Origin of the sequence: Hyphomonas sp., from assembly GCF_016125515.1 — a bacterium.
GTDB lineage: Bacteria > Pseudomonadota > Alphaproteobacteria > Caulobacterales > Hyphomonadaceae > Hyphomonas.
The window spans coordinates 84,591-105,058 of record NZ_WGLO01000006.1; the positions used below are offsets into that span (position 1 = coordinate 84,591).

Consider the following 20,468-nt stretch of genomic DNA (forward strand, 5'->3'; position numbering starts at 1 on the left):
TCGCGGCCGGCGCAACAAGCCTCGGCGATTGCGAATGGGCCTTTGAAGCGCGGCCTCGAGCATTGGCGCGGATTGCTGGAAAGCCGCAAGACGCCGATGTCTGGCCGCGCGCGTTCTGAGGGCAAATTTGCCGGGTTGGGATGCTCTTGACTTGCCGCCGCCCGCCGGCGAGGCGTTTCAGTTTGGGGCTCGCCCCTGATTTCTTGGGCGGAGACAGCCCGCCCCTTCATTCCGTTCGTGAAATCGGATAGGGCCTCCGCCAGAGAGAGAACCCATACCCATGTCGCATGTGACTGAAGCCGCCCGGCGGCGCACCTTTGCCATCATCTCGCACCCGGACGCGGGCAAGACGACCCTGACGGAGAACCTGCTGCTGGCGGGCGGCGCCATCCGTGCGGCCGGTGAGGTTGCGGCGCGCGGCCAGACGCGGCGGACGCGTTCGGACTGGATGAAGATCGAGCGCGACCGGGGCATCTCGGTTTCGGCCTCGGTGATGTCGTTCGAGTTTGACGGTTACATGTTCAACCTGCTCGACACGCCGGGCCACGAAGACTTCTCCGAAGATACCTACCGCACGCTGACGGCTGCCGACTGCGCGGTCATGGTGCTTGACGCCGCCAAGGGGATCGAGCCGCAGACGCTGAAACTTTTCGAGGTGTGCCGGATGCGCGACATCCCGATCGTCACGTTCATCAACAAGATGGACCGTGAAGCGCAGGAGCCGCTTTCGCTGCTGGACGAGGTGCAGGACAAGCTGCAGCTTGATACCGCGCCGCTGTTCTGGCCCGCCGCGAGCGGCCAGCGCTTTGCAGGCATGCTGGATCTGGAGCGCAGCCAGTTCCTGCAGTTCGAGCGCCGCGTGGGCGAGCCCGCCCGGATCGGTCCGGCGACCGAGATTGCGGGCGATGACGCGACCCTGAAGGCGAACCTCGATCCCTACGTCTACGAAGAGCTGACCGAAGGCATCGAGATGGCCCGCAGCCTGCTGCCGGCCTTCGACCGCACGGCCTTCATCGAGGGCAACATGACACCGATCGTGTTCGGGTCGGCTCTGCGTTATTTCGGGGTGGCTGAACTGCTCCGTACGCTGCATACCTATGCGCCCCAGCCGCGCGACCAGATGGCCACGCGCAAGGGCGAGACGATCAAGGTGCATGCCGAGGACCCGTCCGTGAGCGGATTTGTGTTCAAGATCCAGGCAAACATGGACCCCAATCACCGCGACCGCGTCGCGTTCCTGCGGCTCTGCTCGGGCGAGTTCCAGCGTGGCATGCGCCTGAAGACCAGCAGCGGCAAACAGTTGAATATCCACAATCCGCTGATGTTCATGGCGCAGGACCGGGAGATCGCCGAGACGGCCTATGCGGGTGACGTGATCGGTGTGCCCAACCACGGCCAACTGCGCGTCGGCGACTCCCTGTCTGAAAGCGGCGACATCCAGTTCGCCGGCATTCCGAACTTCGCGCCCGAACTCCTGCGCCGCGCGCGGGTGAAGGACCCGATGAAGGCGAAGCACCTGCGCAAGGCGCTCGAGAGCCTCGCCGAGGAAGGCGTGACGCAGCTGTTCACGCCGCAGATCGGGTCGGACATGATCGTCGGCGCCGTCGGCCAGCTGCAGTTCGAGGTGATGATCGAGCGGATGACGGCCGAATATGGCCTCGAAGTGATGTTCGAGCCGGCGCCTTACAACGTGGCGCGCTGGCTCAGCAGCGACGATCCTGACAAGCTGGAAGCCTTCCTGGAGAAGAACAAGTCCGCCTCAGGCAGCGATCTCGATGGCGCGCCGGTCTATCTGGCGAAGAATGCCTGGGACGTGGGCTACGCGCAGGAAAAGAACCCGGGGATCCGGTTCACGGCTACGAAAGAACGGTCGGTCTAGTTGGCCGGAGGCGGTTCGGCGCTTTCGCCGGCGAGGTCTTCGGCGGGCGCATCGACTTCAACCGTCGTCTCGCCCCAGAAACCCGCGTCGAGACGCGGCGAGATGCCGGAGGTTGCGAGCAGGTTTTCTTCGCGCTTGCCGCCGCCCTGCTTGAGTTCGCAGCGCGCACCGGCGCTGCCATAGGCTTCGACGAAGGACCAAGCCTGGCAGAGGCCATCCTCGCCGCAAGCCACCTGGCAATCGAGCGCGGTGGTGCCGGTATCGACGCGGTAGGCGGCGCCGTGGCGGTAGATGCCGGCTTCGAAGCCGGGTGTGGCAGGGCCGCCCGTCATGGAGGTCTCGGTTGCCGTCAGCCGGTCGATTTCGGGCGACGACACCGCCTTGCGGGCCACGCCGTCAGCTCCGGCAACGAGGCCGATACACGCGGTGGCGGCGAACAGCATGGCGAGACGCATGGAACACTCCTGCAGGCAATCTATCAGGCGGGACGATAGCCGGGGGGCGTTAACGAAGCGTTTGCCTTGCCGGAGCGGGTGTCAGCTGGTCATGCGCTCGCGTTTTTCCTCGATTTCCAGCCATTCCAGCTCGATCTCTTCCAGCCGGGTGCGGGCGGCGGCGGCGCGGTTGGATTTGGTGTTGAAGGCCGCCGCGTCGCGGGCGTAGAGATCGGAATCTGCAAGATCGGCTTCCAGCTGGGCGATTTCGGCCTGCAGCTTGGGGATCAGCCCGTCGATCTCTTTCTGGCGGTGTTCGTCCTTGAAGGAGAGCTTGGTCTGGGGCTTTGGTTTGGCAGCGGGCGCCGGCGAAGCCTTCGCGGAGGCGGCGCGCTGGGCCGCCTTGCGGCGCACGCCGGCGAGCTGTTGCTGCGCATCGCTCCAGCCGCCAGCGGTCTGGATCCACTCGCCGCCGCCGAGCGGACACAGGCAGCTGGTGACCGTGGAGTCCAGGAAGGCGCGGTCGTGGCTGACCAGGATCAGCGTGCCCTCATAGGCCAGCAGCATGTCTTCCAGCAGGTCCAGCGTCTGCATGTCGAGATCGTTGGTCGGTTCGTCCATCACCAGGAGGTTCGAGGTCTGGGCGAGGCCGAGGGCCAGGGCGAGGCGGTTGCGCTCGCCGCCCGACAGCGCGCCAACCGGCTGGCGCAGCTGTTCGGGGCTGAACAGGAAATCCTTCGCATAGGCTGCGACGTGGCGCTGATGGCCTTGCACGTTGATCGAGTCGCCGCCCATCGGGGCGAGCGCTTCCCAGATCGTATCGGTGGCCTTCAGGTGGTCACGCGTCTGGTCCTGATAGGTCACCTGCAGCGTTTTCGAGTGGGTCACCGTGCCGGCATCCGGCGCGATCTCGCCCAGCAGCAGCCGCACGAGTGTGGTCTTGCCGGCACCGTTGGGGCCGATGATGCCGATCCGGTCGCCGCGCAGGATGCGCAGGTCTAGGTCTTTTGCGATCACGAGCGGGCCATCTGCGGTCTGGAAGGTCTTCGACAGGCCTTTGACCTCGATGACCTTCTTGCTCATCGCGCCGCCCGCATCCGCGCTGAACTCGGCGGTCGCCTTGCGGTCATTGAGGGCGCTGCGCATGGCGGCGTGCTGCACGCGCATGTCCTTCAGCCGGGCAAGGCGGCCCTGGTTACGTTTGCGCCGTCCGGTAACGCCGCGCGCCAGCCAGTGCTGCTCGTCCTTCAACTGCGTCGTCATCCGGCGCATCTGGCGTTCGTCTTCCAGTTCGACCTGCTCGGCCCATTCGTCGAACTTCACGTAGCCTTCGGGGCTTTTCAGCACCTTGCCCTGGCGCAGCCACAGCGTGTTGGTGGACACCGTCTCCAGGAAGCGCCGGTCGTGGCTGACCACCAGCACGACGCCGTTGAATGCCTTGAGGCGCGTCTCAAGCGCCTCGATCATCGGCACATCCAGATGGTTCGTCGGCTCATCCAGCAGCAGGATGGTCGGCTCCTGCGCGAAGGCCTTCGCCAGCGCGGCGCGGCGCTTCTGCCCGCCGGACAGGGTTTTCGGATCGGCTTTCGGATCGATGTCGAAGGCCATGATCTCGGCCTCGGCCACATAGGCGCCATCCAGCCCGTCGGCGACATAGTCGAGCACTGTTTCGAAGCCGGAGACATCTGGCTCCTGCGCGACCGTGGCATAGGTGATACCGGGCTGGCGCCAGACTTCGCCGGAGTCGGGCTCGATCACTTCGGAGATGATTTTCATCAGCGTCGACTTGCCGGCGCCATTTCGCCCCACCAGCGCCGCGCGCTCGCCCTTGGACAGCGACAGCGTCACGCCTTCGAACAGCGGGCTGCTGCCCAGCGTGAGGCGGACATCAGTGAGGGAAATCAGGGGGGGCTGGGCCATGACGGGGAGATAGCGCGCAGCCCGGGGCGGCGCTAGGGGCGCACGGAGTCTGGTTAATTCGTGCTGTTGGCGAACTGGTCACCAAATTGCAGGCTTTTGAGGGAATTCATGCAGCGGGGCCGGGCAAACCCGTCCATTCCGGGCGTATAAGCCCGATTTCAGGCCCTGGAGTATCTGTGATGTCCGGTCGTAACCTCGTCGTGATGCGCAATGCTGTTCCGGTTCGGGACGCTGCGGCCGCAAAGGCGCCCGAGCCGCGCGCCGATTTCGAACTGATCCGGGCGAGTTTGTCGGCCGATTACATCTCGCCCGCTGACGTGAAGGGCGCCCTCGCGAAGCGGCTGGCCGGATCCAACAAGGCCACCGGCGCGGCATTGGCCGCCTTTGAAGCGCGCGCCCGGGCGGACGCCATGTTCCTGACCGGCGAAGACATCGCCTTTCGCCTCCTGCCGATGCTCAACCTGACCGGCTGGAAAGGCCGCGTGTCGGCGGTCATCCATGCCAGTCACAGCCTGAAATGGCGCACGGCCGCCCGGCTGATCGGAACGGCCCGTGTGGGAACCTATTTCACCGTCTCCACGCTGCAGCGCGACGCGCTCGTGCAGAAAGCCGGCTTGCCGGCCGGCAAGGTCGAGTTTCTCTACGACTCGGTGGATGCGGCCTATTTCGATCCGGCCCTGGCCGGCGCTCCGGAAGGCGATGGCTATGTCTTTGCCTGCGGTCTGGAGAACCGGGACTATGACACGCTCTCTGCCGCCGCCGCCCGGGTGCGCTGCCCGGTCCGGGTGCAGGCTTCGGGCTATTTCCCGCAAGCCGGCACCACGGACGGCGACCTGCCAGCCAATTTTGAAATCAACCGTACACGGCTTTCCTATGGCGACTTGCGCACGCGTTATGCCGGGGCGCGGCTGGTCGTGGTGCCGCTGAATGCGGTGCCCTATGCGGCCGGTGTGAACGGCCTGCTCGAAGGCATGGCCATGGGCAAGGCGGTGATCGTCACCGAGTCGTCCGGCCTGTCGGACTATACGGGCCTGGATTCCCTCATCAAGGTTCCGGCTGCCGACCCGGCGCGACTGGCCGAAACCATTGAAGCGCTGTGGCGTGACGCGAAAGCTTGTGAAGAGATGGGCCGCGCCAACCGCGCCTGGATCCTTCGGCATGCGCATGTCGAGCAGTATGCTGCCACTATCGCAGACCGGATGCTGGCAGGTTAGAGGCGCGGATGCTGAAGTCGCAGATCCTCAAGGGCACGACCTGGCTGCTGGCCGGGCGCTTCATCAGCAACGGGCTGGGCCTGCTCAGTACGCTGATTGCCGCGCGCCTGCTGATGCCCGAGGATTTCGGCCTGATGGCGATTGCGATGAGCGTGTTCGCGATTGCCGGCTCGGTGGTCGAGCTGCCGGTCGGCGCGGCGCTGGTGCAGATGAAGAATGCCGGCAAGGATGATTTCGACACGGCCTGGACCATCAATTTCCTGCGCGGCGCCATCGTTGCGGCGCTGATGGTGATCGTTGCCTGGCCGGCTTCGCTGGTGATGGGCGATCCGCGCCTGTTCGGTCTCGTTGCCGTGCTCGCGCTTTATCCCCTGGTGCTGGGCCTGCGCAATTCCTGGTTCGAACAATACATCCGCGACATGGATTTCCGCCGCGAAGCCTTGCTGGATGTGCTGACAAAGATCACGTCGATCACGGTTATCGTGTGGATCGGCCTTGCCACGCACAGCTACTGGGCGCTGCCGATCGGACTGATCGCATCGGGCCTGGCCAATACGGCGGCCTCCTATGTGCTGCGCCCGCAGCTTCCGGCCTTCGGACTCAAATCGTTCCGGAAGTTCTTCGGCTTCTCGGTCTGGGTCGGGCTGGGCAATGTGGCCGACAGCGTGCGAGATGCCAGCACCAATTTTCTCCTTGGCCGTTTCGTCGGCAATGCGCGCCTCGGCGCCTTCTCGGTCGGCTCGCAGTTCGGCGAACGGCTGGAGACGCTGCTCTATGCGCCGATGGAGCGGACCCTGTTTGCCGCTTTCAGCTCGATCCAGGACGACGCCGCGCGCGTGCGCGACGTCTATCTGAAAAGCATCCATTCAGGCTTTGCGATCATATTGCCGGTGTGCGTGGGCATGGGACTTCTGGCGCCGGAGATCATCTCCATCACGCTCGGACCGAAATGGCCGGAAGCGGCGCTGGTGCTGACCTTCGCAGCGCCGATCACGGCGCTTTACCTGCTCGCCGGGCTCAGCAATTCGCTCGCAAATGCGCTCGGCCATCCGCGTTTGTTGTTCAAGTACAAGTTGGTTTCGGCCGCGGTGCACGTTCCGGTGCTGGCGGCGGGGCTCATCAACTATGGCATGATCGGCGCGCTCTGGGCGTGTGCGTTCACCGCGCTCGGCTGGTATCTGCTCAGCATCCATGCCGCGGCAAAGGTGACCGGCCTGACGCGCGGGGCGCAGATTGCTGCGGTCGGACGAACGACCCTTTCAGCGCTGGTGATGAGCGGGGTGGTTGTATCGGCGCGCGAAACGCTCCTGGCGGGCGGAGGCAGCGAACTCATGGACATGATTCTGAGAGCAGGCCTGCTCGCGATCCTCGGCGCGCTGACCTATACGGCCGCACACGTCACGCTGTGGCAGCTGACCGGGCGGCGTGAGGGAATCGAGACGAACGTGCTTTCGATTTTGAACCGCCGGCTGGCGAACCCGTAGGTGCGTTCCCGCACGTCTGAGAATTGTTCAGCATCAGGACTATCTCTTCGGCAAAGGCTTTCAGCATCGCCCGGAAGTCCTCGCCGAAATACTCGGTCTCGCCGTAAGCGCCCAATCCCAGCGTCTTGTTCGCATCGAAAATGAACGGTTCGCCGTCGATCATCACATAGTCGATCTTGCCATAGTCCAGATTCAGGCGGCGGCGCATGTTTACAAGTCGCGGATGTGGCTCGAAGGGCAGGCAGGACACGTGCTCGTCTTCGGTAATGATCTCGCTGCGAGACTGCTCGATGTTCTCGTAGTGCAGGCGTCCGAGGAATATGTATTCGCGGAGCATGTTCTTCTCGCCGGCTTTTTCGAGCATCAGTTTCTGGACGATATTGTCCGGCGTGAAATAGCCCGGCGGCACGTCGGCGAGCGTCGGGAAAATGCGATAGTCGGATTTTTGCGTGATCAGGCGCGGCGGCGGGCGCGTTGCCAGGCGCGTCAGGCGGTCGGTCATCCGTTTCAGGAGCGACCGGTTCACCAGCTCCGGCGCGCCGCCATAGTTCAGGTCGGACTTCAAGATCACGGGGGCAGGATAGGAGTCGCCGGGTTCGAGCAATCCGTCGACAAAGGTACGCTTGCGGATGTCGCCGGCATGCGCGTTGATCTGGACCGGAAACCGGCGGGCGAAGCGCTGCAGCTTCGGCGACACGACAGAACGGTCGACGTGCACGAACACCGCATCGGCCGGTTCGAAATACCCCGTGCCGTGGAGGTCGATCACCTCAACGCCCATCTCGCGCAGATGGTCTGCGATCTGCACGACCATGTGCAACCGGTCGCCGCGGGGCGTGCCCTTGTCATGAAGGATCGCCAGTTTTTTTCTGCGCGCCTGCATGGTCAGCTTGCGGATCCGTGTTTGGCCGGGCGCGGCGGGTGCGGTCCGGTGTTGAGGTTGGAGTGTGCCAGAAAATGGTAAACGGAGCTTGGCCGGATCCGGTGAAATTGCGCCAAGTGTCACCGACGAAGCGCCAAAGATTCAGCCGGATCGAGCAGCCGCCACTGGCCTTCGGGCAGGGCGCCAAGGCGAAGTGGGCCGAAACGGCTACGGTGCAGCGCTTCGACATGATTGCCGGCGGCGGCGAACATGCGGCGCACCTGATGGTAGCGTCCCTCGGTCAGCGTGAGGCTGGCCGTGCGTTCGCCGGTCACCTCCAGGCGGGCGGGCAGGCAGGGCTTGTCCTCGCCGCGCAGCACCAGAGTGCCGGACGCGAACAGCGCCGCTTCATGTCCCTCCAGCGGCCGCGCAAGGCGCGCCTCATACGTCTTCTCGATGCTGGATCTCGGCGAGATCAGCCGGTGCAGCAGCGTACCGTCATCCGTGAAAAGAAGAAGCCCGGTCGTGTCCGCATCGAGGCGGCCGATCGTGGAGAGCTTGGGATCCCGCTTCTGGAAGCGGCCGGGCATCAGCTCATAGACCAGCCGGCCCTGGTCGGCGTGGGAGCAGGTGAAGCCGGCCGGTTTGTTCAGCATCAGGATCATACCGGCCGGCGGATCAAGCGGCTCGCCATCGATCCGCAGATCATCGCCTTCGCCGGTCACCCGGCCGTCACGGATGGCGATCGCCATTTCCTTGCGCGAGCCGTAACCCAGCCCGGCGAGAAATTTCGCGAGCTTGCGTGTGTCGTTCATTTCGCCCGCTTCGGCCGTTCCGCGCGGATGATCTTGTAGCCCGCTTCATCCTCGAGCATTTCGTGCGTCTTGAAACAGGCGCTGAGTTCGGCCTCGTAGGGAAGGTGCCGGTTAGCGACCAGCCACAGCGTGCCGCCCGGCTTCAGCGCCTGCGCCGCCGCACGGATGAAGCCGCGTCCCAGCGCCGAATTGTCCGCACGCCCCGTATGGAAGGGCGGGTTCATCACCACGAAATCATAAGCTTTTTCCGGAAGGTCCTTCAGCACATCGGCCCAATGCGCCGTGAACCGGCCCGCGAACGGCGCCAGTGTCGCCTCGATACAGACCATCGCGCGATACTCGGCTTCGTAGAGGTCGATGCGCTCGATGCCCGGGCAATGGGTCAGCAGTTCGCGCGAGAGGAAGCCGTAGCCGGCGCCGAGGTCTGCGCCGACGCCTTTGGTCTGCTCGGGCACGGAATCGGCCAGCAGTTCGCTGCCCGGATCCACCCGGTCCCAGCTGAACAGGCCCGGCCGGCTGAACAGGCCCGGTTCGATCTCGCGCACGGCGTCTTCGGCGATCCAGTCCTCGGCAAGGTTCGTGTCGATCGCGGCGGCCACCTTGCGCGTCCAGAAGGCGCGGCATTTGTGTTTCGACAGGCTGCCGGTTTCGCCCGAAATCTCGCCCAGCATCTTTTCGCCGGTCTTGCCGCCCAGCGTGTTGGGCAGGCTGGCGATCACATACGTGCCTTCCGGTGCGGCCAGGACGGCGCGGGCAAACAGCGCGCGCGCCTGGTCGCGCTGGCGCGGCGGCACGACAATTGTCAGGGCCGCGACCGGCAATTCCACCGAGTCCACGTCCAGAACGGTATAGCCAGCAGTCCTCAAGGCCTCGTGCGCAGGCTTCTGCGTGGTGCGGCACACGACACGGTCCTTCGGCAGCTCAGCCAGCCAGGGGCCTGGCTCGGCATTCAGCACGAGGATTGCGCCCGTTTGGGGCATGCGTACGGCGCCGCTGTCGAAAGCGAGCAAGAGCGTGTCAAATACAACCTGATCCATCATCGGCGGCACCGATACGCGTCCCGGGCCGTTCTGAAAAGGCCCGGGCTCAGGCGCTCGCCCGGTGCCTTGCGGGCAGCAAGCCTACCTGCAGCCTGCCGCCCAGTCGGCGACCGTGTCGATCAGGGCTTCGCGCGACCAGGAGAAGGAATGGTCGCCGGACAGCACCACACCGGTCGTCTCGATCTCCGGGGCGGCCTCGTAGGCGGCAATCAGCGGCTTGACCACATCCTCCAGCGACACCGACGCATCTTTGTCGCCGCCGACGATCAGGACTTTCTTGCCCGCCAGTCCCGGCGTCAGGTTCTGCAGCTCAAAAGCTTCGGCATTGTTGCGGATCTCGGCCACGCCGGTCTCGCCATCATAGCCGGCCAGCATCTGCAGGCTGTCCGAATAGGCCCGGAAGCCGGCCTCGAATTCGGGGTTCGCATCGAACGCAAATGCCCGCCCGCCCAGGTTCGCCGGAGCGATCCCGGCGGTGCAGGCAATCGCCGGATCGCGCGCCGCGCCCTGCAGCGCGGCAAACCCGCCCATCGAATGGCCAATGGTGATCAGCCTGGCCGGATCAACGCGGTAGTCCGCGGCCTTCGCGCGCAGGAACTCTGCCGCCGCGCCGACATCCTCGATCACATGCGTGAAGGAATAGACGCCCTCGCTGCCCCACGCGCCGCGATAGTGGAAGAAGAGGACGTTGAACCCGTCGCGGCGCAGGGCCTGCGCCAGGTCGAGGTTCTTTTCATTGCCGGGAAAGCCGTGCAGCAGGATCACCGTCGGATGCGGGTCCGCGCCGCCTGCCAGATAGATATGGCCGTTCAGCCGGTCGCCATGGCTGTCGAACGACACTTCGGCGATGCCGGGCGGAAAGTCGGCGTCGATGGTCGCGGGGTCGCTGAAACGGCCGGACGCCGCATCGGGCGCCGGTGCGCTCGCGCAAGCAGCAATCATCAGGGCGCTCAGCGCCAGCAGGCAGAATTGATTCATCAAACTTCTCCTTTTCCTCTGGCTAGCACGGGTGCCCGCCGGTCAGCCAGCGGACTGAAAAAAACCCCGCCGGATTGCGCCGGCGGGGCCTGTTCCATTCACCCTTCAAGGCGATTACGCGTCGAGGCGCTCGATGATGATGGCCGGGGCCATGCCGCCTGCGGCGCACATGGTGACAAGGCCGTAGCGGCCGCCCGAACGCTCGAGTTCGTCCAGCGCGGTGCCGATCAGGATCGAACCGGTGGCGCCGATCGGATGGCCGAGGGCCATCGCGCCGCCATTGATGTTCACCTTCTCGCGGTCGAGATCGAGGTCGCGGATGAACTTCTCGGCGACAACCGAGAAGGCTTCGTTGATTTCATACACGTCGATGTCGGTGGTTTTCAGGCCGGCCTTCTCGAGCACCTTCTTCGCTGCGGCGACCGGTGCGTTGAGCATCAGCGTCGGGCAGTCGCCCATGTTCGCTGTGGCCACGATCCGGGCGCGCGGCTTGAGGCCATGCTTGTCCGCGTAGTCTTTCGAAGCGAGCAGCAGGGCGGCCGCGCCGTCCACAACGCCCGACGAGTTACCGGCGTGGTGCACGTGGCTGATCTTGCCTTCGAGCTGCGGATATTTCCGCGTGACCAGGTTGCCGTAGGTGTTGCCCTGATCGTCGACCGGAATGTCCATGTACATGTTGAACACGGTTTTCAGGCCCGCGAGGCTTTCCATCGTCGTTTGCGGACGCGGGAATTCCTCGTGGTCGAGGGCCAGCGTTCCGTCCACGTTGTAAACCGGAACGAGCGACTTGTTGAAACGGCCCTCGGCGATGGCGCGAGCCGCGCGCTGCTGGCTGACGACGGCGAGACGGTCGACGGCTTCGCGGTCGATGCCCTCCAGCGTTGCGATGGCATCGGCGCAGACGCCCTGCTGCGATTGCGGGTGCTTCTCGCGCAGGCGCAGGTTGCCCACATCCATCGTCGGCGGAGATTTCGGATCAGCTGTGGCCGCCGTGTAGCTCATCATTTCGCAGCCGCCGGCGATCACGCAGTCTTCCATGCCCGACATGACCTGGGCCGCAGCAAGTGCCACCGAGGTGATGCCCGAACCGCAGAAACGGTCGAGCGTGACGCCCGAAGCCTTGATGTCATAGCCGGCGTCGAGCGCGGCCATGCGGCCCATGTCGGCGCCTTGCGCGCCGCGCTGGCTGGATGTGCCCCAAATGATGTCGTCGACCGTGGCGGTATCGAGCTTGTTGCGCTCCGCCAGGGCGCTCAGCACCGTGGCCGCGAGGTGCTGCGGGTGCATGTGGGCGAGCGCGCCCTTGCCAACCTTGCCGATGCCGCGCGGCGTGCGGACAGCGTCGATGATATAGGCTTCAGCCATGTTGAAACTCCCTTGTGTCATGCCCTGTGCTTTCGGGCCTTCGATGGCATCGCTTTACGCGAACGTAAGCGTAAGCGAAAGCCGTGACGTTGGGAGAGGTCTGCGCCCGGTTCAACTGTCTTTCCGCGCGTCTTTGTGACAAGGTGGCTGCAGGGAGAAACGCTCATGGCGCGAAGCCGGGCTTTTGACGTAATTGTGGCGGTCCTGATGGCCGGGCCAGCGCTTAGCGCATCTGCATCCGACGAGCGCGCGGTGATCCCCTTCGAACTGAACCGGTTTGACCACATGATCGTCCAACTCGAAATCAATGGCCGGGCGTCGACGACCGGCGTCATCGATACGGCGGCAACCTTCGCCATGGTTGATAGTACGGCAGCGTTGCGCAGCGGCGTGCGTGAGCCGGATGCGGCCAGCCGCACTGTCAATATCCTCGGCGTCAATGGCGATCAGGATTATCCTGTCGTGCGCCTCGACACGATCTCGGCCGGTAACCTGCGCATGCATGCGGTCGATGCTGCGTACAATGACAACATCGAAGTCCCCGGCGCCGCGAACAATGTCCTGCCGGCGTCCGCCTTTCCGGGCGATGTGCTTGAGTTCGACTTCGAGGCGCGAACGATCTCCGCCTATGATGGCAAGCCGGATGTGAAACGTACCCACTATGCCGGCGCCGTGAAATACTCAGACGAGGGCGGCCTCATTTTCATCGGTATCCGGATCAATGGAAAACCGGGCCGGGCGCTGATCGATACCGGATCAAGCCTGTCCTACGTGAACACCACTTTCGCGCGCCAGTCGTCGATGCGGCGCAATGAAGAACTCACGCACCGTATCTTTGGCGCCACTGGCGACAGCGAGTCCGCGTGGGTCGGCCGTGCGCGGAAGATCCATCTCGCGGACTTCTATGTGAAGAATCCAGACCTTATGGTGTCTGATCCTGTCCTGCTTGAACGCCTGGGGTTGACTGACGAGCCGGTCATGGTTCTGGGGCTCGACTTCCTTTCGAAGTTCAGGCTGCAGTTCGACCGGCGCAAGCACGAGTTGATTTTGAGTATTCCGGACGACAATAGCGCCGTCGGCCTTGACCTGTCGGCGGACGCGACACGGCTCAAACGCTGAATCCGCCCTAGCCGAACGCACCGTAGGCTTGCGACAGGGCGAGGCTGATGCCGTGCAGGCAGCGGTCGATCTCGTCCAGCGGGCCGATGATGTCCCGGTGGATCCGGTCATAGCCATAGCCGGATGTCTGGCCCGACCCGGTTTCGGTCAACCCGGCCAGGGGCTCGTCGTCCATATCAGCGCGCGGGAAGATGCGTCCCAGCAGGTCCGTAGCCTCGGACAGGCGCAGCTGCGTCACCATGGCTATGATGTCGCGCTGGCTCGCATCGTGGCGTTCCGAAATCCGCGGGATCCGGCCGGCCAGCGCAATCGCCTTCATGATCAGGGCCTGGCGGACCGCATGCAGCACGTGCATGTCGAGCCGGCTTTCGCGGCGCTGCTCCACCGACACGGCGCCCTTCACTTGTGCGAGCAGGCGGTCGAACCGGCCAAGGTCGATCGAGATCAGGTTGGCGATCCGGTGGATCGAGGTTGCGGTTTCGTCCGTACGCAGCACATAATAGGCGGCGCGATAGGCGCTGGCCCTGTCGGCCGGAGCCATCCGCGCGTGGGCGATCCATACGCTCGGATCGAAGAGGTTCCCATAGGCCCGTAGCGTCGGCAGACTGGTACGCTTGCGCGCTTCGCTTGCCAGCAGGATCAGGCTATGCATCCGCGGGCTCTGGTTGATCAGGGCGGCAAGGCGCTCGCTCTCGCGCTGCAGGGCCGAACCGATGCCAGCGGCGGTGTTCACCGGAATGCCCAGCTGATGCAGCGTCGCATTGTGGGAGATCGCCCGCAGCGCCGCTGGCCCGGTCGGACCGCCGCTGCGCTTTTTCTGGCGTGATCCTGCCCGCACGACCAGCCCGCTGGCAAAGGAGCCAAGCAGGCGGCCATAGTCGCGGTTGGCAAACAGCCGCTCATGCCAGCCGCGAAGTGCGCGGTAGAAATCCCACACAAGATCTGTACGCGTATAGAATGGATCGGCCAGCTCGGTCGGTGGCGGCGTTATCCGGCTGAGGCACCAGGCGGCATAACTTGTCTCTGCCAGTTCCGGTGAGGCAAAATGCAGGAAGCCGTCACCGCCCTGGAAGCTCACTTCATGCAGGAGATCGACACCCCGCGCCCTGGCGCCCGCGCGGGTCCACGGGCTCAACAGGTGATCGAAGCGCTGCTCGAACGTACCTGGCCAGGCGCCGCGTCCCATGGACTCGCCGTGTGTGTTGAAGATCAAAAGCGAAATGCCGGCTTTTTTCGCCGCGATGGCGCGCACGATCAGGTTGTGGATCCGCTCGATCGCCATGCTCGCTGCGACCTGACCGATGAAACGCCCGGAATCTGAAAAACCCAGCTGGATCGACAAGTATCCACGCCGTTTCACATAAGCGAGGAACTCCGGCTCCTCCAGAAGGCGTTCGACAAACCGTCCACCTGTCTCCAGCGCTTCTGGCGTCTCGAACAGGGGCGAGATGTCCAATTGTCCGTCCACGCCGTATTGCCGCGCGAGGTAGAGCGCGCCCATCACGGTCGCGGGGTTTTCGCTTTCGGCAATCAGGAAACGGATCACCGATCCGGCATCGATATGTTTAAGGATCTGCGCGCACATCATGAACTGGCGCCGCGCGGTCGACTGTTCGCGGAAGAGGTCCGCGAAGTTCACTGATAGCGGCTTCGACTTGCGCGCCTTCTGCGCCAGTTCCGACAATGCCACCCGGCCGAGTTCCCGGTCTTCCGTCTCCAGGCCCAGATCGCGGGCGATCACTGTGCGCACCTGCGCCGCGTTGACCCGCAGGTGGATGCGCCCGGTACCCAGTTGCTGCGCTGCCATCTGCGCGCGCAGCACCAGCAGGCGCGCGGCGACGTCATCGGGCAGGGCGCCGGCCGCCGCGTCGATCACGTCCGTCAGTTCACGCACATCCGTCAGCCGCTCGGGTCCGGTTTCTCCGGTCAACCGGTTGGCGGCCTCCACCAGAAGGTTGGCGTCGGTCAGGTCGGCGGCAAAGCGCTGCGCGTGGGCCTCGGCGGCCTTCGCGGCCCGCTTCAGCCGCCGCACCATCGCTGTCAGCGGGGCTGGGGCCTTCACGCCGTTGAGGATGTCCTCCAGCGCCTCCGCGTAACGCGTCAACTGCGCCGACTTCTCGCTCAGCCGGAGATGGATCGAGCGGAACCAGGGGATGTCGGTGCGCCCGTCGAGGTCATAGCCCACCCAGCTCGCCAGCGTCGGCAGGAAAGGGCGCAGCTCGCGCCACCGGTCCGGAAAGGCCTTGCGGGCCAGCGACAAGACCTGGCCGCCATAAGCGGCTTGGGCGTCGGCCGCATGTTTCAGGGCGTCCTGCGCCTCGGCATGTTCGCTGTCCAGCGTGATTGCCTGGTTCCAGGTCCGCCCGTCCGAATGCACCAGCTTGCCCAGCGCATTGCGCGCCGTGGCCGTGGGCCTTGTGATATAGGCGGCCATCGCCAGCCTCAGGTCGCGCGAGAGGGCAAAGGTCGGGTGCGCCGTGAACACGATGCCGCCCGTGGGCCTCTCCACTTCTTCGCGGAACGCGTCAAAACCGTTATCGGCGAGGGCGGCCAACCGCGCCGCTACCGGCGCCCAGGCTGCCGCGGAATCTGCTCCGGAATGCTGGCGGCGAAACGCATCCGCCCGCTCGTCCAGCAGCATCAGATGCACGTCTTCCGCCAGCGCCGACAGGTTTTCGACGCTGATTTCGTCCGCTTCGAGCTTCCGGAAAAGGGTCTGGGCCAGGGAGAAGACCGAATTGGTCAGCGGATCGGCGTCGATCCGTGCGGCCTCCTGCCGGAGAAAGGTCTGGGCCCAGTCAAGGCTGAGGGGCGATGCTTTGCGGGATCGTTGGCTCATGGCGGACCAGAAGCGGAACTATTGCAACGTTGTCAAAGCCGATTTGGGCTCATGGCAGCATGTGTGGCATGCATCTTCGCGCAGCAACCGGCCGGCCGGGCCTCAGCTCGGGCGTTTTTCTTCGCCTTCGTGGCCGCCCCAGAAGCGCTTGATGCGGCCGAGGAAGCCTTCGCTTTCCGGGTGGCAATCGGCGCCGGAGCATTCCGTGAACTGACGGAGAAGTTCCTTCTGGCGGCTCGTCAGGTTCTGCGGCGTCTCGACGAACATCTCGACATAGAGGTCACCGGTCTGGCCGCCCTGGCGCACGCTGGGCATGCCCTTGCCGCGCAGGCGCAGTTTGCGGCCGGTCTGCGCGCCTTCCGGAATGGCCACGCGCGCGCGTCCGCCATCGATTGTCGGGATCTCGATTTCCCCGCCCAGCGCGGCGGTCGCCATCGGCACCGGCGCGCGGCAATAGAGGTTCGGTCCGTCGCGTTCGAAGATGTCGTGCTCGACCACTTCGACAAAGATATAAAGGTCGCCTTTCGGCCCACCGGCCGAGCCCGCTTCACCTTCGCCGGTCAGGCGGATGCGCATGCCGCTTTCCACCCCGGACGGAATCTTGACGGAGATCTTGCGTTCTTCTTTCACCTGTCCGGCGCCGCCGCACGTCTTGCACGGCTTGCGGATCACGGTGCCGCGACCCTGGCAGATGTGGCAGGTGCGCTCCATCGTGAAGAAGCCCTGCTGCGCGCGCACGCGGCCATGGCCGCCGCAGGTCTCGCAGGTTTCAGGCTTGGTGCCGGGGGCTGCGCCGGTGCCTTCGCACGGCTTGCACGCTACCGCCTGCGGCACATGGATGGTTTCGTCCTTGCCGGTATAGGCCTCGGCCAGCGTGATCTCGAGATCATAGCGCAGGTCTGCGCCGCGTTGCGGCCCGCCGCGTTTGCGGTTGCCGGCAAAGCCCGCGCCGCCGCCGAACACCTGGCTAAACAGGTCCTGGAAGATGTCTTCGGGATTGACGCCCGCACCGAAGGGCGAGCCGCCACCGGCCCCGTTGCCGCCATTCTCGAAGGCGGCATGGCCGTACCGGTCATAAGCTGCACGTTTCTGCGCATCCGACAGGATCGAATAGGCTTCGCCGACTTCCTTGAACTTCTCCTCGGCCGCCGCATCGCCCGGATTCTGGTCCGGGTGGAACTTCATCGCCAGCTTGCGGTACGCCGATTTCAGCGTCTTTTCGTCTGCCCCGCGCTCTACGCCGAGGACATCATAATAGTCGCGCTTGCTCATACAGTCGCCGCCAAACCGGAATCGAGTACCCTGAGGCCGGTGATTTGGGGCGTGTCAGTAGTCACCGCAAGGGCTAACCGTCAGGCGCGAACAATCGAATCAGCTACCACCAGGCGGGAATCTGGTAATCCCTTCTTCCACGACCACAGCTCCGGAATTGCGGATTTCCTTGACCGCGAGGCCCCGTTCGGAGGTTCCGTCGAGGCGGAAACGGAACAGGCCGTTCACCCCCATGAAGCCGTCTGGGTCGGTCACCCCGCCATGCTTGATGTTGTCTTCGCCCGCCAGCGTGATGGCCAGCGCGGTTGCATCATAGGCCGCGGCGGCCAGGTCGGTCGGCTTGCGCCCGTAAATCCGGTCATAAGTGGCCTTGAAACTGCTGAGATAATCGGGGTCAACCGACGCGTAGAGGGCTCCGGCGAGGGCGGGTTCGCGCCAGATGCTGGCATCATCCATCAGGCTCGTGCCGAGGAAGCGGGTGCGGCCCGGGTCCACGCCGTTCACGACCAGCAGCGGGGCAATCGACAGCAGTTTCGTGCCGCGCTCGGCAATCAGCAGGCCCACCTGGCTGCGCTCGGTCTTGATCAGCCCGGCGATGCGCGCCACTTCAGAGCTGGCGCTGCTGCTCGGATCGTAGAAACCTGCGCCCAATACCGTCCAGCCATTCTTAAGCGCCTCGGCCCGCATCGCCGCCTCGACCTGGCGGCCATAGGCCGAATCAGGTCCCAGGAAGACGAAGGTCCGTGTGCCCCGCGTGGCCGCATAGCCCATCACGCGGACGACTTCCTCTTCGGGCATCACGGAGGCGAGATAGGCGCCGCCGCCGGCGACGGTCCGGTCGTTGGAAAAGGCCACCACGGGAATGGACTTGCGGCGCGCGGCTTCCTTCACGGGGCCAACGCTGGTGCCGAAGAGGGGGCCGAGAATGATGTCGGCGCCTTCTTTCAGCGCCTCGTCAGCGCGCGCTTCAGCGGTGGAGGCGCCGGCGCCGGTATCCATTGGCATGATCAGGAAGTTCGTGCCGCCATTCTCGAACACGGCCAGTTCGACGCCGGCCAGCATGCTCTCGGCCTCGGCGCGCACCTGCGCATTCGGGTGGCTGAAGGGCAGCAGCACCGCCGCGCGTTTGACGTCCATGCCCAGCATGAAGTTTGGCGTCAGGCCGCCATCGCTGCGGAAGGTGCCGGTGGTCGCCGTCTCGATCTCTTCGGGCGGCGCGCCGGTCAGCACTTCGCCCGTCACGGGGTCGACGCGGGGCTGCCCGGTGCCTATGGACACCGGCGGCCGGGTCGGCGCCGAGGCGCAGGCGGTTGCCAGAAGTAGCGCGGCCAGCGCAAGGCTTGGCGCTTTGAAGTTCCTGAGCAATGGTACCCGCAATGTCATCTTCCGATCCTTCTGGCGCCGGCGCGATTCCCGCCTCGCACGAGTCTATGGGGCCGGCGCGGGCCGGGCAACCGCCCGTGGCTGTAGCGCCGGGACTTTATATTGTCTCCACACCGATTGGTAACCTGCGCGACATCACGCTGCGCGCGCTCGACATCCTGTCCGGGGTTGAGGAAGTGCTGGCTGAAGACACGCGGGTCGCCTCGAAACTGCTGTCAGCCTACGGCCTTAAGGCCCGCCTCAGCCCTTACCATGACCACAATGGGGCGGAACGCAGGCCGGGCCTCCTCAAGCGCCTTGAAGAGGGCGCCCGTATCGCGCTGATCTCGGACGCCGGCACGCCGCTGGTCTCCGACCCCGGCTGGAAACTGGTGCATGAAGCGCTGGAGCAGGGGATCAAGGTCTATCCCGTTCCAGGCGCCTCGGCCCTGCTTGCCGGGCTCGTCGCCAGCGGTCTGCCGAGCGACCGGTTCCTCTTTGCCGGCTTCCTGCCGCCGAGGTCCGGTGCCCGGCGCACCGAAATCGAAACCCTCAAACAGGTGCCCGCCACGCTCGTCTTCTATGAAAGCGGTCCGCGCCTCGCCGAAACCCTGGCCGACCTTGCCGCCGTGCTTGGTCCGCGCGACTGCGCCGTCGCCCGCGAACTTACCAAGCTGTTCGAGGAAACCCGGCGCGGCAGCCTGGCCGATCTTGCCGCCCATTACGAAACCGCCGGCCCGCCGCGCGGTGAGATTGTCCTGCTGGTCGGCCCGCCCACTGAGGCCGTCGCCACCGCCGCCGATCTCGACTCCGCCCTGCGCGTGGCCCTGGCCGAAATGCCCACCAAGGACGCCGCCGCCGCCGTGGCCGGCGCCCTCGGCCTGCCGAAGCGCGACGTCTACCAGCGCGCGCTCCAGATCAAGTCCGGCGATGGGCCGGCGTGAGGCCGCCGAAGCGCGCGGCCGGCGGGCCGAAGCGCTTGCGGCCTGGTGGCTGCGGGCGAAGGGGTACACCATCCTGTCGCGCCGGGTGCGCCTGCCGGTCGGCGAGATCGACCTGATCGCCCGCAAGGGCGACGTCATCGCGTTCATCGAGGTGAAGGAGCGCGCCACGCTCGACGAGGCCCTCGGCGCGGTCACACCCGCCGCCTGGCGCCGCATCTCGCGCGCCGCCGAAACCTGGATGGCCCAGCGTCCGCGTTTCCATGAATGCGGCTGGCGCTATGACATCATCGCCATTGCCCCGGGATACCTGCCCAGCCACCTGCGCGACGCCTGGCGGCCAGGAATGGCCTGACTATTGCTGCGCCGGCGGCACTTCCTGGATCGACACCAGATAGCTCAGCAACACGTCCATCCCGAGGTCTCCAAACACGAAATCCGGCATATCGGCATGGCCGACATGGATCCCGGCGCGGAAATTCTCCGCCAGAGATTCCGGCTCGTAGATCGACAGCACATACCGCAGCGGCGGGGCATCGGCGCGCTTGTTGTCCTCCGCGTCCAGCCCGTGGCAGTTCGAGCACTGGTGCATGGCAATCTCACGCCCGTCGGCAATCGACTCGGCGTCGGTCGGAATGCCGAGCGCTTCCGCGTCGATCACCAGCCGTTCGGGCCCCGCATCCGGCGCGGGTTCGGCCGGCGCCGCCGGCTCGACCGCCACAGCGACCGGCTTGTCTTCGGCTTTGGTGCAGCCTGCCGCAGACACCAGTCCTGCAGCCGCGATGGCGAAAATGAGATGGCGCATGCGAACATCCTCCCGATTGATCAGATCCCGAAGCCTAGCACATATCAATCAGGGCGCCGCTAGGGATACTTGCTTAATCTGGCGCCTTCACCCTGCCGTAATCTTCTTCCAGTTAGGCTGGCGCTTTCACGGTGGGTTC

Annotated in this window: 17 protein-coding genes; 6 read left to right on the forward strand and 11 right to left on the reverse strand. The window is 65.1% G+C overall.

Annotated features, from left to right (window positions below):
• Positions 1 to 280: 280 nt before the first annotated feature.
• Positions 281 to 1,879: a peptide chain release factor 3 gene (locus GC148_RS05765; protein ID WP_291069505.1), complete on the forward strand. Its 1,599-nt coding sequence runs from the start codon at positions 281 to 283 to the stop codon at positions 1,877 to 1,879.
• On the opposite strand, the gene GC148_RS05770 is transcribed toward GC148_RS05765, so the two are convergent.
• Positions 1,876 to 2,334: a PAN domain-containing protein gene (locus tag GC148_RS05770; RefSeq protein WP_291069507.1), complete on the reverse strand. Its 459-nt coding sequence runs from the start codon at positions 2,332 to 2,334 to the stop codon at positions 1,876 to 1,878. The genes GC148_RS05765 and GC148_RS05770 overlap by 4 nt on opposite strands.
• 81 nt (positions 2,335 to 2,415) lie before the next feature.
• On the reverse strand, positions 2,416 to 4,233 hold the full coding sequence (locus GC148_RS05775; protein ID WP_291069509.1) for an ABC-F family ATP-binding cassette domain-containing protein: 1,818 nt from the start codon (positions 4,231 to 4,233) through the stop codon (positions 2,416 to 2,418).
• Positions 4,234 to 4,412: 179 nt separating this feature from the next.
• Here GC148_RS05775 and GC148_RS05780 point away from each other — a divergent pair, with 179 nt between their 5' ends.
• Together GC148_RS05780 and GC148_RS05785 are read left to right on the forward strand one after the other, a co-directional pair.
• A complete protein-coding gene (locus GC148_RS05780) occupies positions 4,413 to 5,447 on the forward strand; it encodes a glycosyltransferase (protein ID WP_291069510.1) in 1,035 nt (344 codons plus the stop codon).
• Between the two features lie 8 nt (positions 5,448 to 5,455).
• Positions 5,456 to 6,931 carry a lipopolysaccharide biosynthesis protein gene (locus tag GC148_RS05785; RefSeq protein WP_291069511.1) on the forward strand — a complete coding sequence of 492 codons (1,476 nt, stop codon included), beginning with the start codon at positions 5,456 to 5,458 and terminating at the stop codon, positions 6,929 to 6,931.
• On the opposite strand, the gene GC148_RS05790 is transcribed toward GC148_RS05785, so the two are convergent.
• From GC148_RS05790 to GC148_RS05810, 5 genes are all read right to left on the reverse strand, one after another.
• Positions 6,846 to 7,814 (reverse strand): hypothetical protein, encoded by a 969-nt coding sequence (locus GC148_RS05790; RefSeq protein ID WP_291069513.1) that lies wholly within the window; start codon positions 7,812 to 7,814, stop codon positions 6,846 to 6,848. The two genes, GC148_RS05785 and GC148_RS05790, sit on opposite strands and share 86 nt — an antisense overlap.
• A gap of 119 nt (positions 7,815 to 7,933) precedes the next feature.
• Positions 7,934 to 8,608: a pseudouridine synthase gene (locus GC148_RS05795; RefSeq protein ID WP_291069514.1), complete on the reverse strand. Its 675-nt coding sequence runs from the start codon at positions 8,606 to 8,608 to the stop codon at positions 7,934 to 7,936.
• On the reverse strand, positions 8,605 to 9,648 hold the full coding sequence (locus GC148_RS05800; protein WP_291069516.1) for a methyltransferase: 1,044 nt from the start codon (positions 9,646 to 9,648) through the stop codon (positions 8,605 to 8,607). Before GC148_RS05800 ends, GC148_RS05795 begins: the two co-directional genes overlap by 4 nt.
• An 81-nt stretch (positions 9,649 to 9,729) precedes the next feature.
• On the reverse strand, positions 9,730 to 10,626 hold the full coding sequence (locus GC148_RS05805; protein ID WP_291069518.1) for an alpha/beta fold hydrolase: 897 nt from the start codon (positions 10,624 to 10,626) through the stop codon (positions 9,730 to 9,732).
• A gap of 114 nt (positions 10,627 to 10,740) precedes the next feature.
• A complete protein-coding gene (locus GC148_RS05810) occupies positions 10,741 to 11,991 on the reverse strand; it encodes an acetyl-CoA C-acetyltransferase (RefSeq protein WP_291069520.1) in 1,251 nt (416 codons plus the stop codon).
• 165 nt (positions 11,992 to 12,156) lie between these two features.
• Between GC148_RS05810 and GC148_RS05815 the strand changes: the two genes are divergently transcribed.
• Complete coding sequence (locus GC148_RS05815) at positions 12,157 to 13,110, forward strand: aspartyl protease family protein (RefSeq protein WP_291069522.1); 954 nt, start codon at positions 12,157 to 12,159, stop codon at positions 13,108 to 13,110.
• Positions 13,111 to 13,117: 7 nt separating this feature from the next.
• On the opposite strand, the gene GC148_RS05820 is transcribed toward GC148_RS05815, so the two are convergent.
• From GC148_RS05820 to GC148_RS05830, 3 genes are all read right to left on the reverse strand, one after another.
• Entirely contained in the window at positions 13,118 to 15,949 is a 2,832-nt protein-coding gene (locus GC148_RS05820) for a phosphoenolpyruvate carboxylase (protein ID WP_291069523.1), read from the reverse strand.
• 102 nt (positions 15,950 to 16,051) lie between these two features.
• Positions 16,052 to 17,221 carry a molecular chaperone DnaJ gene (gene dnaJ, locus GC148_RS05825; protein WP_291069524.1) on the reverse strand — a complete coding sequence of 390 codons (1,170 nt, stop codon included), beginning with the start codon at positions 17,219 to 17,221 and terminating at the stop codon, positions 16,052 to 16,054.
• Between the two features lie 99 nt (positions 17,222 to 17,320).
• Positions 17,321 to 18,604 carry a penicillin-binding protein activator gene (locus GC148_RS05830; protein ID WP_291069526.1) on the reverse strand — a complete coding sequence of 428 codons (1,284 nt, stop codon included), beginning with the start codon at positions 18,602 to 18,604 and terminating at the stop codon, positions 17,321 to 17,323.
• Positions 18,605 to 18,651: 47 nt separating this feature from the next.
• On the opposite strand from GC148_RS05830, the gene rsmI reads away from it, so the two are divergent.
• Together rsmI and GC148_RS05840 are read left to right on the forward strand one after the other, a co-directional pair.
• On the forward strand, positions 18,652 to 19,527 hold the full coding sequence (rsmI, locus tag GC148_RS05835) for a 16S rRNA (cytidine(1402)-2'-O)-methyltransferase (RefSeq protein ID WP_366063236.1): 876 nt from the start codon (positions 18,652 to 18,654) through the stop codon (positions 19,525 to 19,527).
• Positions 19,514 to 19,879, forward strand: a complete 366-nt coding sequence (locus GC148_RS05840) for a YraN family protein (protein ID WP_291069530.1) — start codon at positions 19,514 to 19,516, stop codon at positions 19,877 to 19,879. The genes rsmI and GC148_RS05840 overlap by 14 nt, the downstream gene beginning before the upstream one ends.
• Here GC148_RS05840 and GC148_RS05845 read toward each other — a convergent pair whose 3' ends face one another.
• Entirely contained in the window at positions 19,880 to 20,329 is a 450-nt protein-coding gene (locus GC148_RS05845; protein WP_291069531.1) for a c-type cytochrome, read from the reverse strand. It abuts the gene before it with no gap.
• Positions 20,330 to 20,468: the final 139 nt, after the last annotated feature.

What these genes read in the sequence shown, in the direction of transcription:
- GC148_RS05820 (WP_291069523.1), bottom strand. Translation starts at nt 15,949, where the DNA reads ATGAGCCAACGATCCCGCAAAGCATCGCCCCTCAGCCTTGACTGGGCC.
- GC148_RS05775 (WP_291069509.1), bottom strand. Translation starts at nt 4,233, where the DNA reads ATGGCCCAGCCCCCCCTGATTTCCCTCACTGATGTCCGCCTCACGCTG.
- GC148_RS05815 (WP_291069522.1), top strand. Translation starts at nt 12,157, where the DNA reads ATGGCGCGAAGCCGGGCTTTTGACGTAATTGTGGCGGTCCTGATGGCC.
- rsmI (WP_366063236.1), top strand. Translation starts at nt 18,652, where the DNA reads ATGGGGCCGGCGCGGGCCGGGCAACCGCCCGTGGCTGTAGCGCCGGGA.
- GC148_RS05770 (WP_291069507.1), bottom strand. Translation starts at nt 2,334, where the DNA reads ATGCGTCTCGCCATGCTGTTCGCCGCCACCGCGTGTATCGGCCTCGTT.
- GC148_RS05810 (WP_291069520.1), bottom strand. Translation starts at nt 11,991, where the DNA reads ATGGCTGAAGCCTATATCATCGACGCTGTCCGCACGCCGCGCGGCATC.
- GC148_RS05790 (WP_291069513.1), bottom strand. Translation starts at nt 7,814, where the DNA reads ATGCAGGCGCGCAGAAAAAAACTGGCGATCCTTCATGACAAGGGCACG.
- GC148_RS05795 (WP_291069514.1), bottom strand. Translation starts at nt 8,608, where the DNA reads ATGAACGACACACGCAAGCTCGCGAAATTTCTCGCCGGGCTGGGTTAC.
- GC148_RS05765 (WP_291069505.1), top strand. Translation starts at nt 281, where the DNA reads ATGTCGCATGTGACTGAAGCCGCCCGGCGGCGCACCTTTGCCATCATC.
- dnaJ (WP_291069524.1), bottom strand. Translation starts at nt 17,221, where the DNA reads ATGAGCAAGCGCGACTATTATGATGTCCTCGGCGTAGAGCGCGGGGCA.
- GC148_RS05840 (WP_291069530.1), top strand. Translation starts at nt 19,514, where the DNA reads ATGGGCCGGCGTGAGGCCGCCGAAGCGCGCGGCCGGCGGGCCGAAGCG.
- GC148_RS05845 (WP_291069531.1), bottom strand. Translation starts at nt 20,329, where the DNA reads ATGCGCCATCTCATTTTCGCCATCGCGGCTGCAGGACTGGTGTCTGCG.
- GC148_RS05805 (WP_291069518.1), bottom strand. Translation starts at nt 10,626, where the DNA reads ATGAATCAATTCTGCCTGCTGGCGCTGAGCGCCCTGATGATTGCTGCT.
- GC148_RS05780 (WP_291069510.1), top strand. Translation starts at nt 4,413, where the DNA reads ATGTCCGGTCGTAACCTCGTCGTGATGCGCAATGCTGTTCCGGTTCGG.
- GC148_RS05800 (WP_291069516.1), bottom strand. Translation starts at nt 9,648, where the DNA reads ATGATGGATCAGGTTGTATTTGACACGCTCTTGCTCGCTTTCGACAGC.
- GC148_RS05785 (WP_291069511.1), top strand. Translation starts at nt 5,456, where the DNA reads ATGCTGAAGTCGCAGATCCTCAAGGGCACGACCTGGCTGCTGGCCGGG.
- GC148_RS05830 (WP_291069526.1), bottom strand. Translation starts at nt 18,604, where the DNA reads ATGACATTGCGGGTACCATTGCTCAGGAACTTCAAAGCGCCAAGCCTT.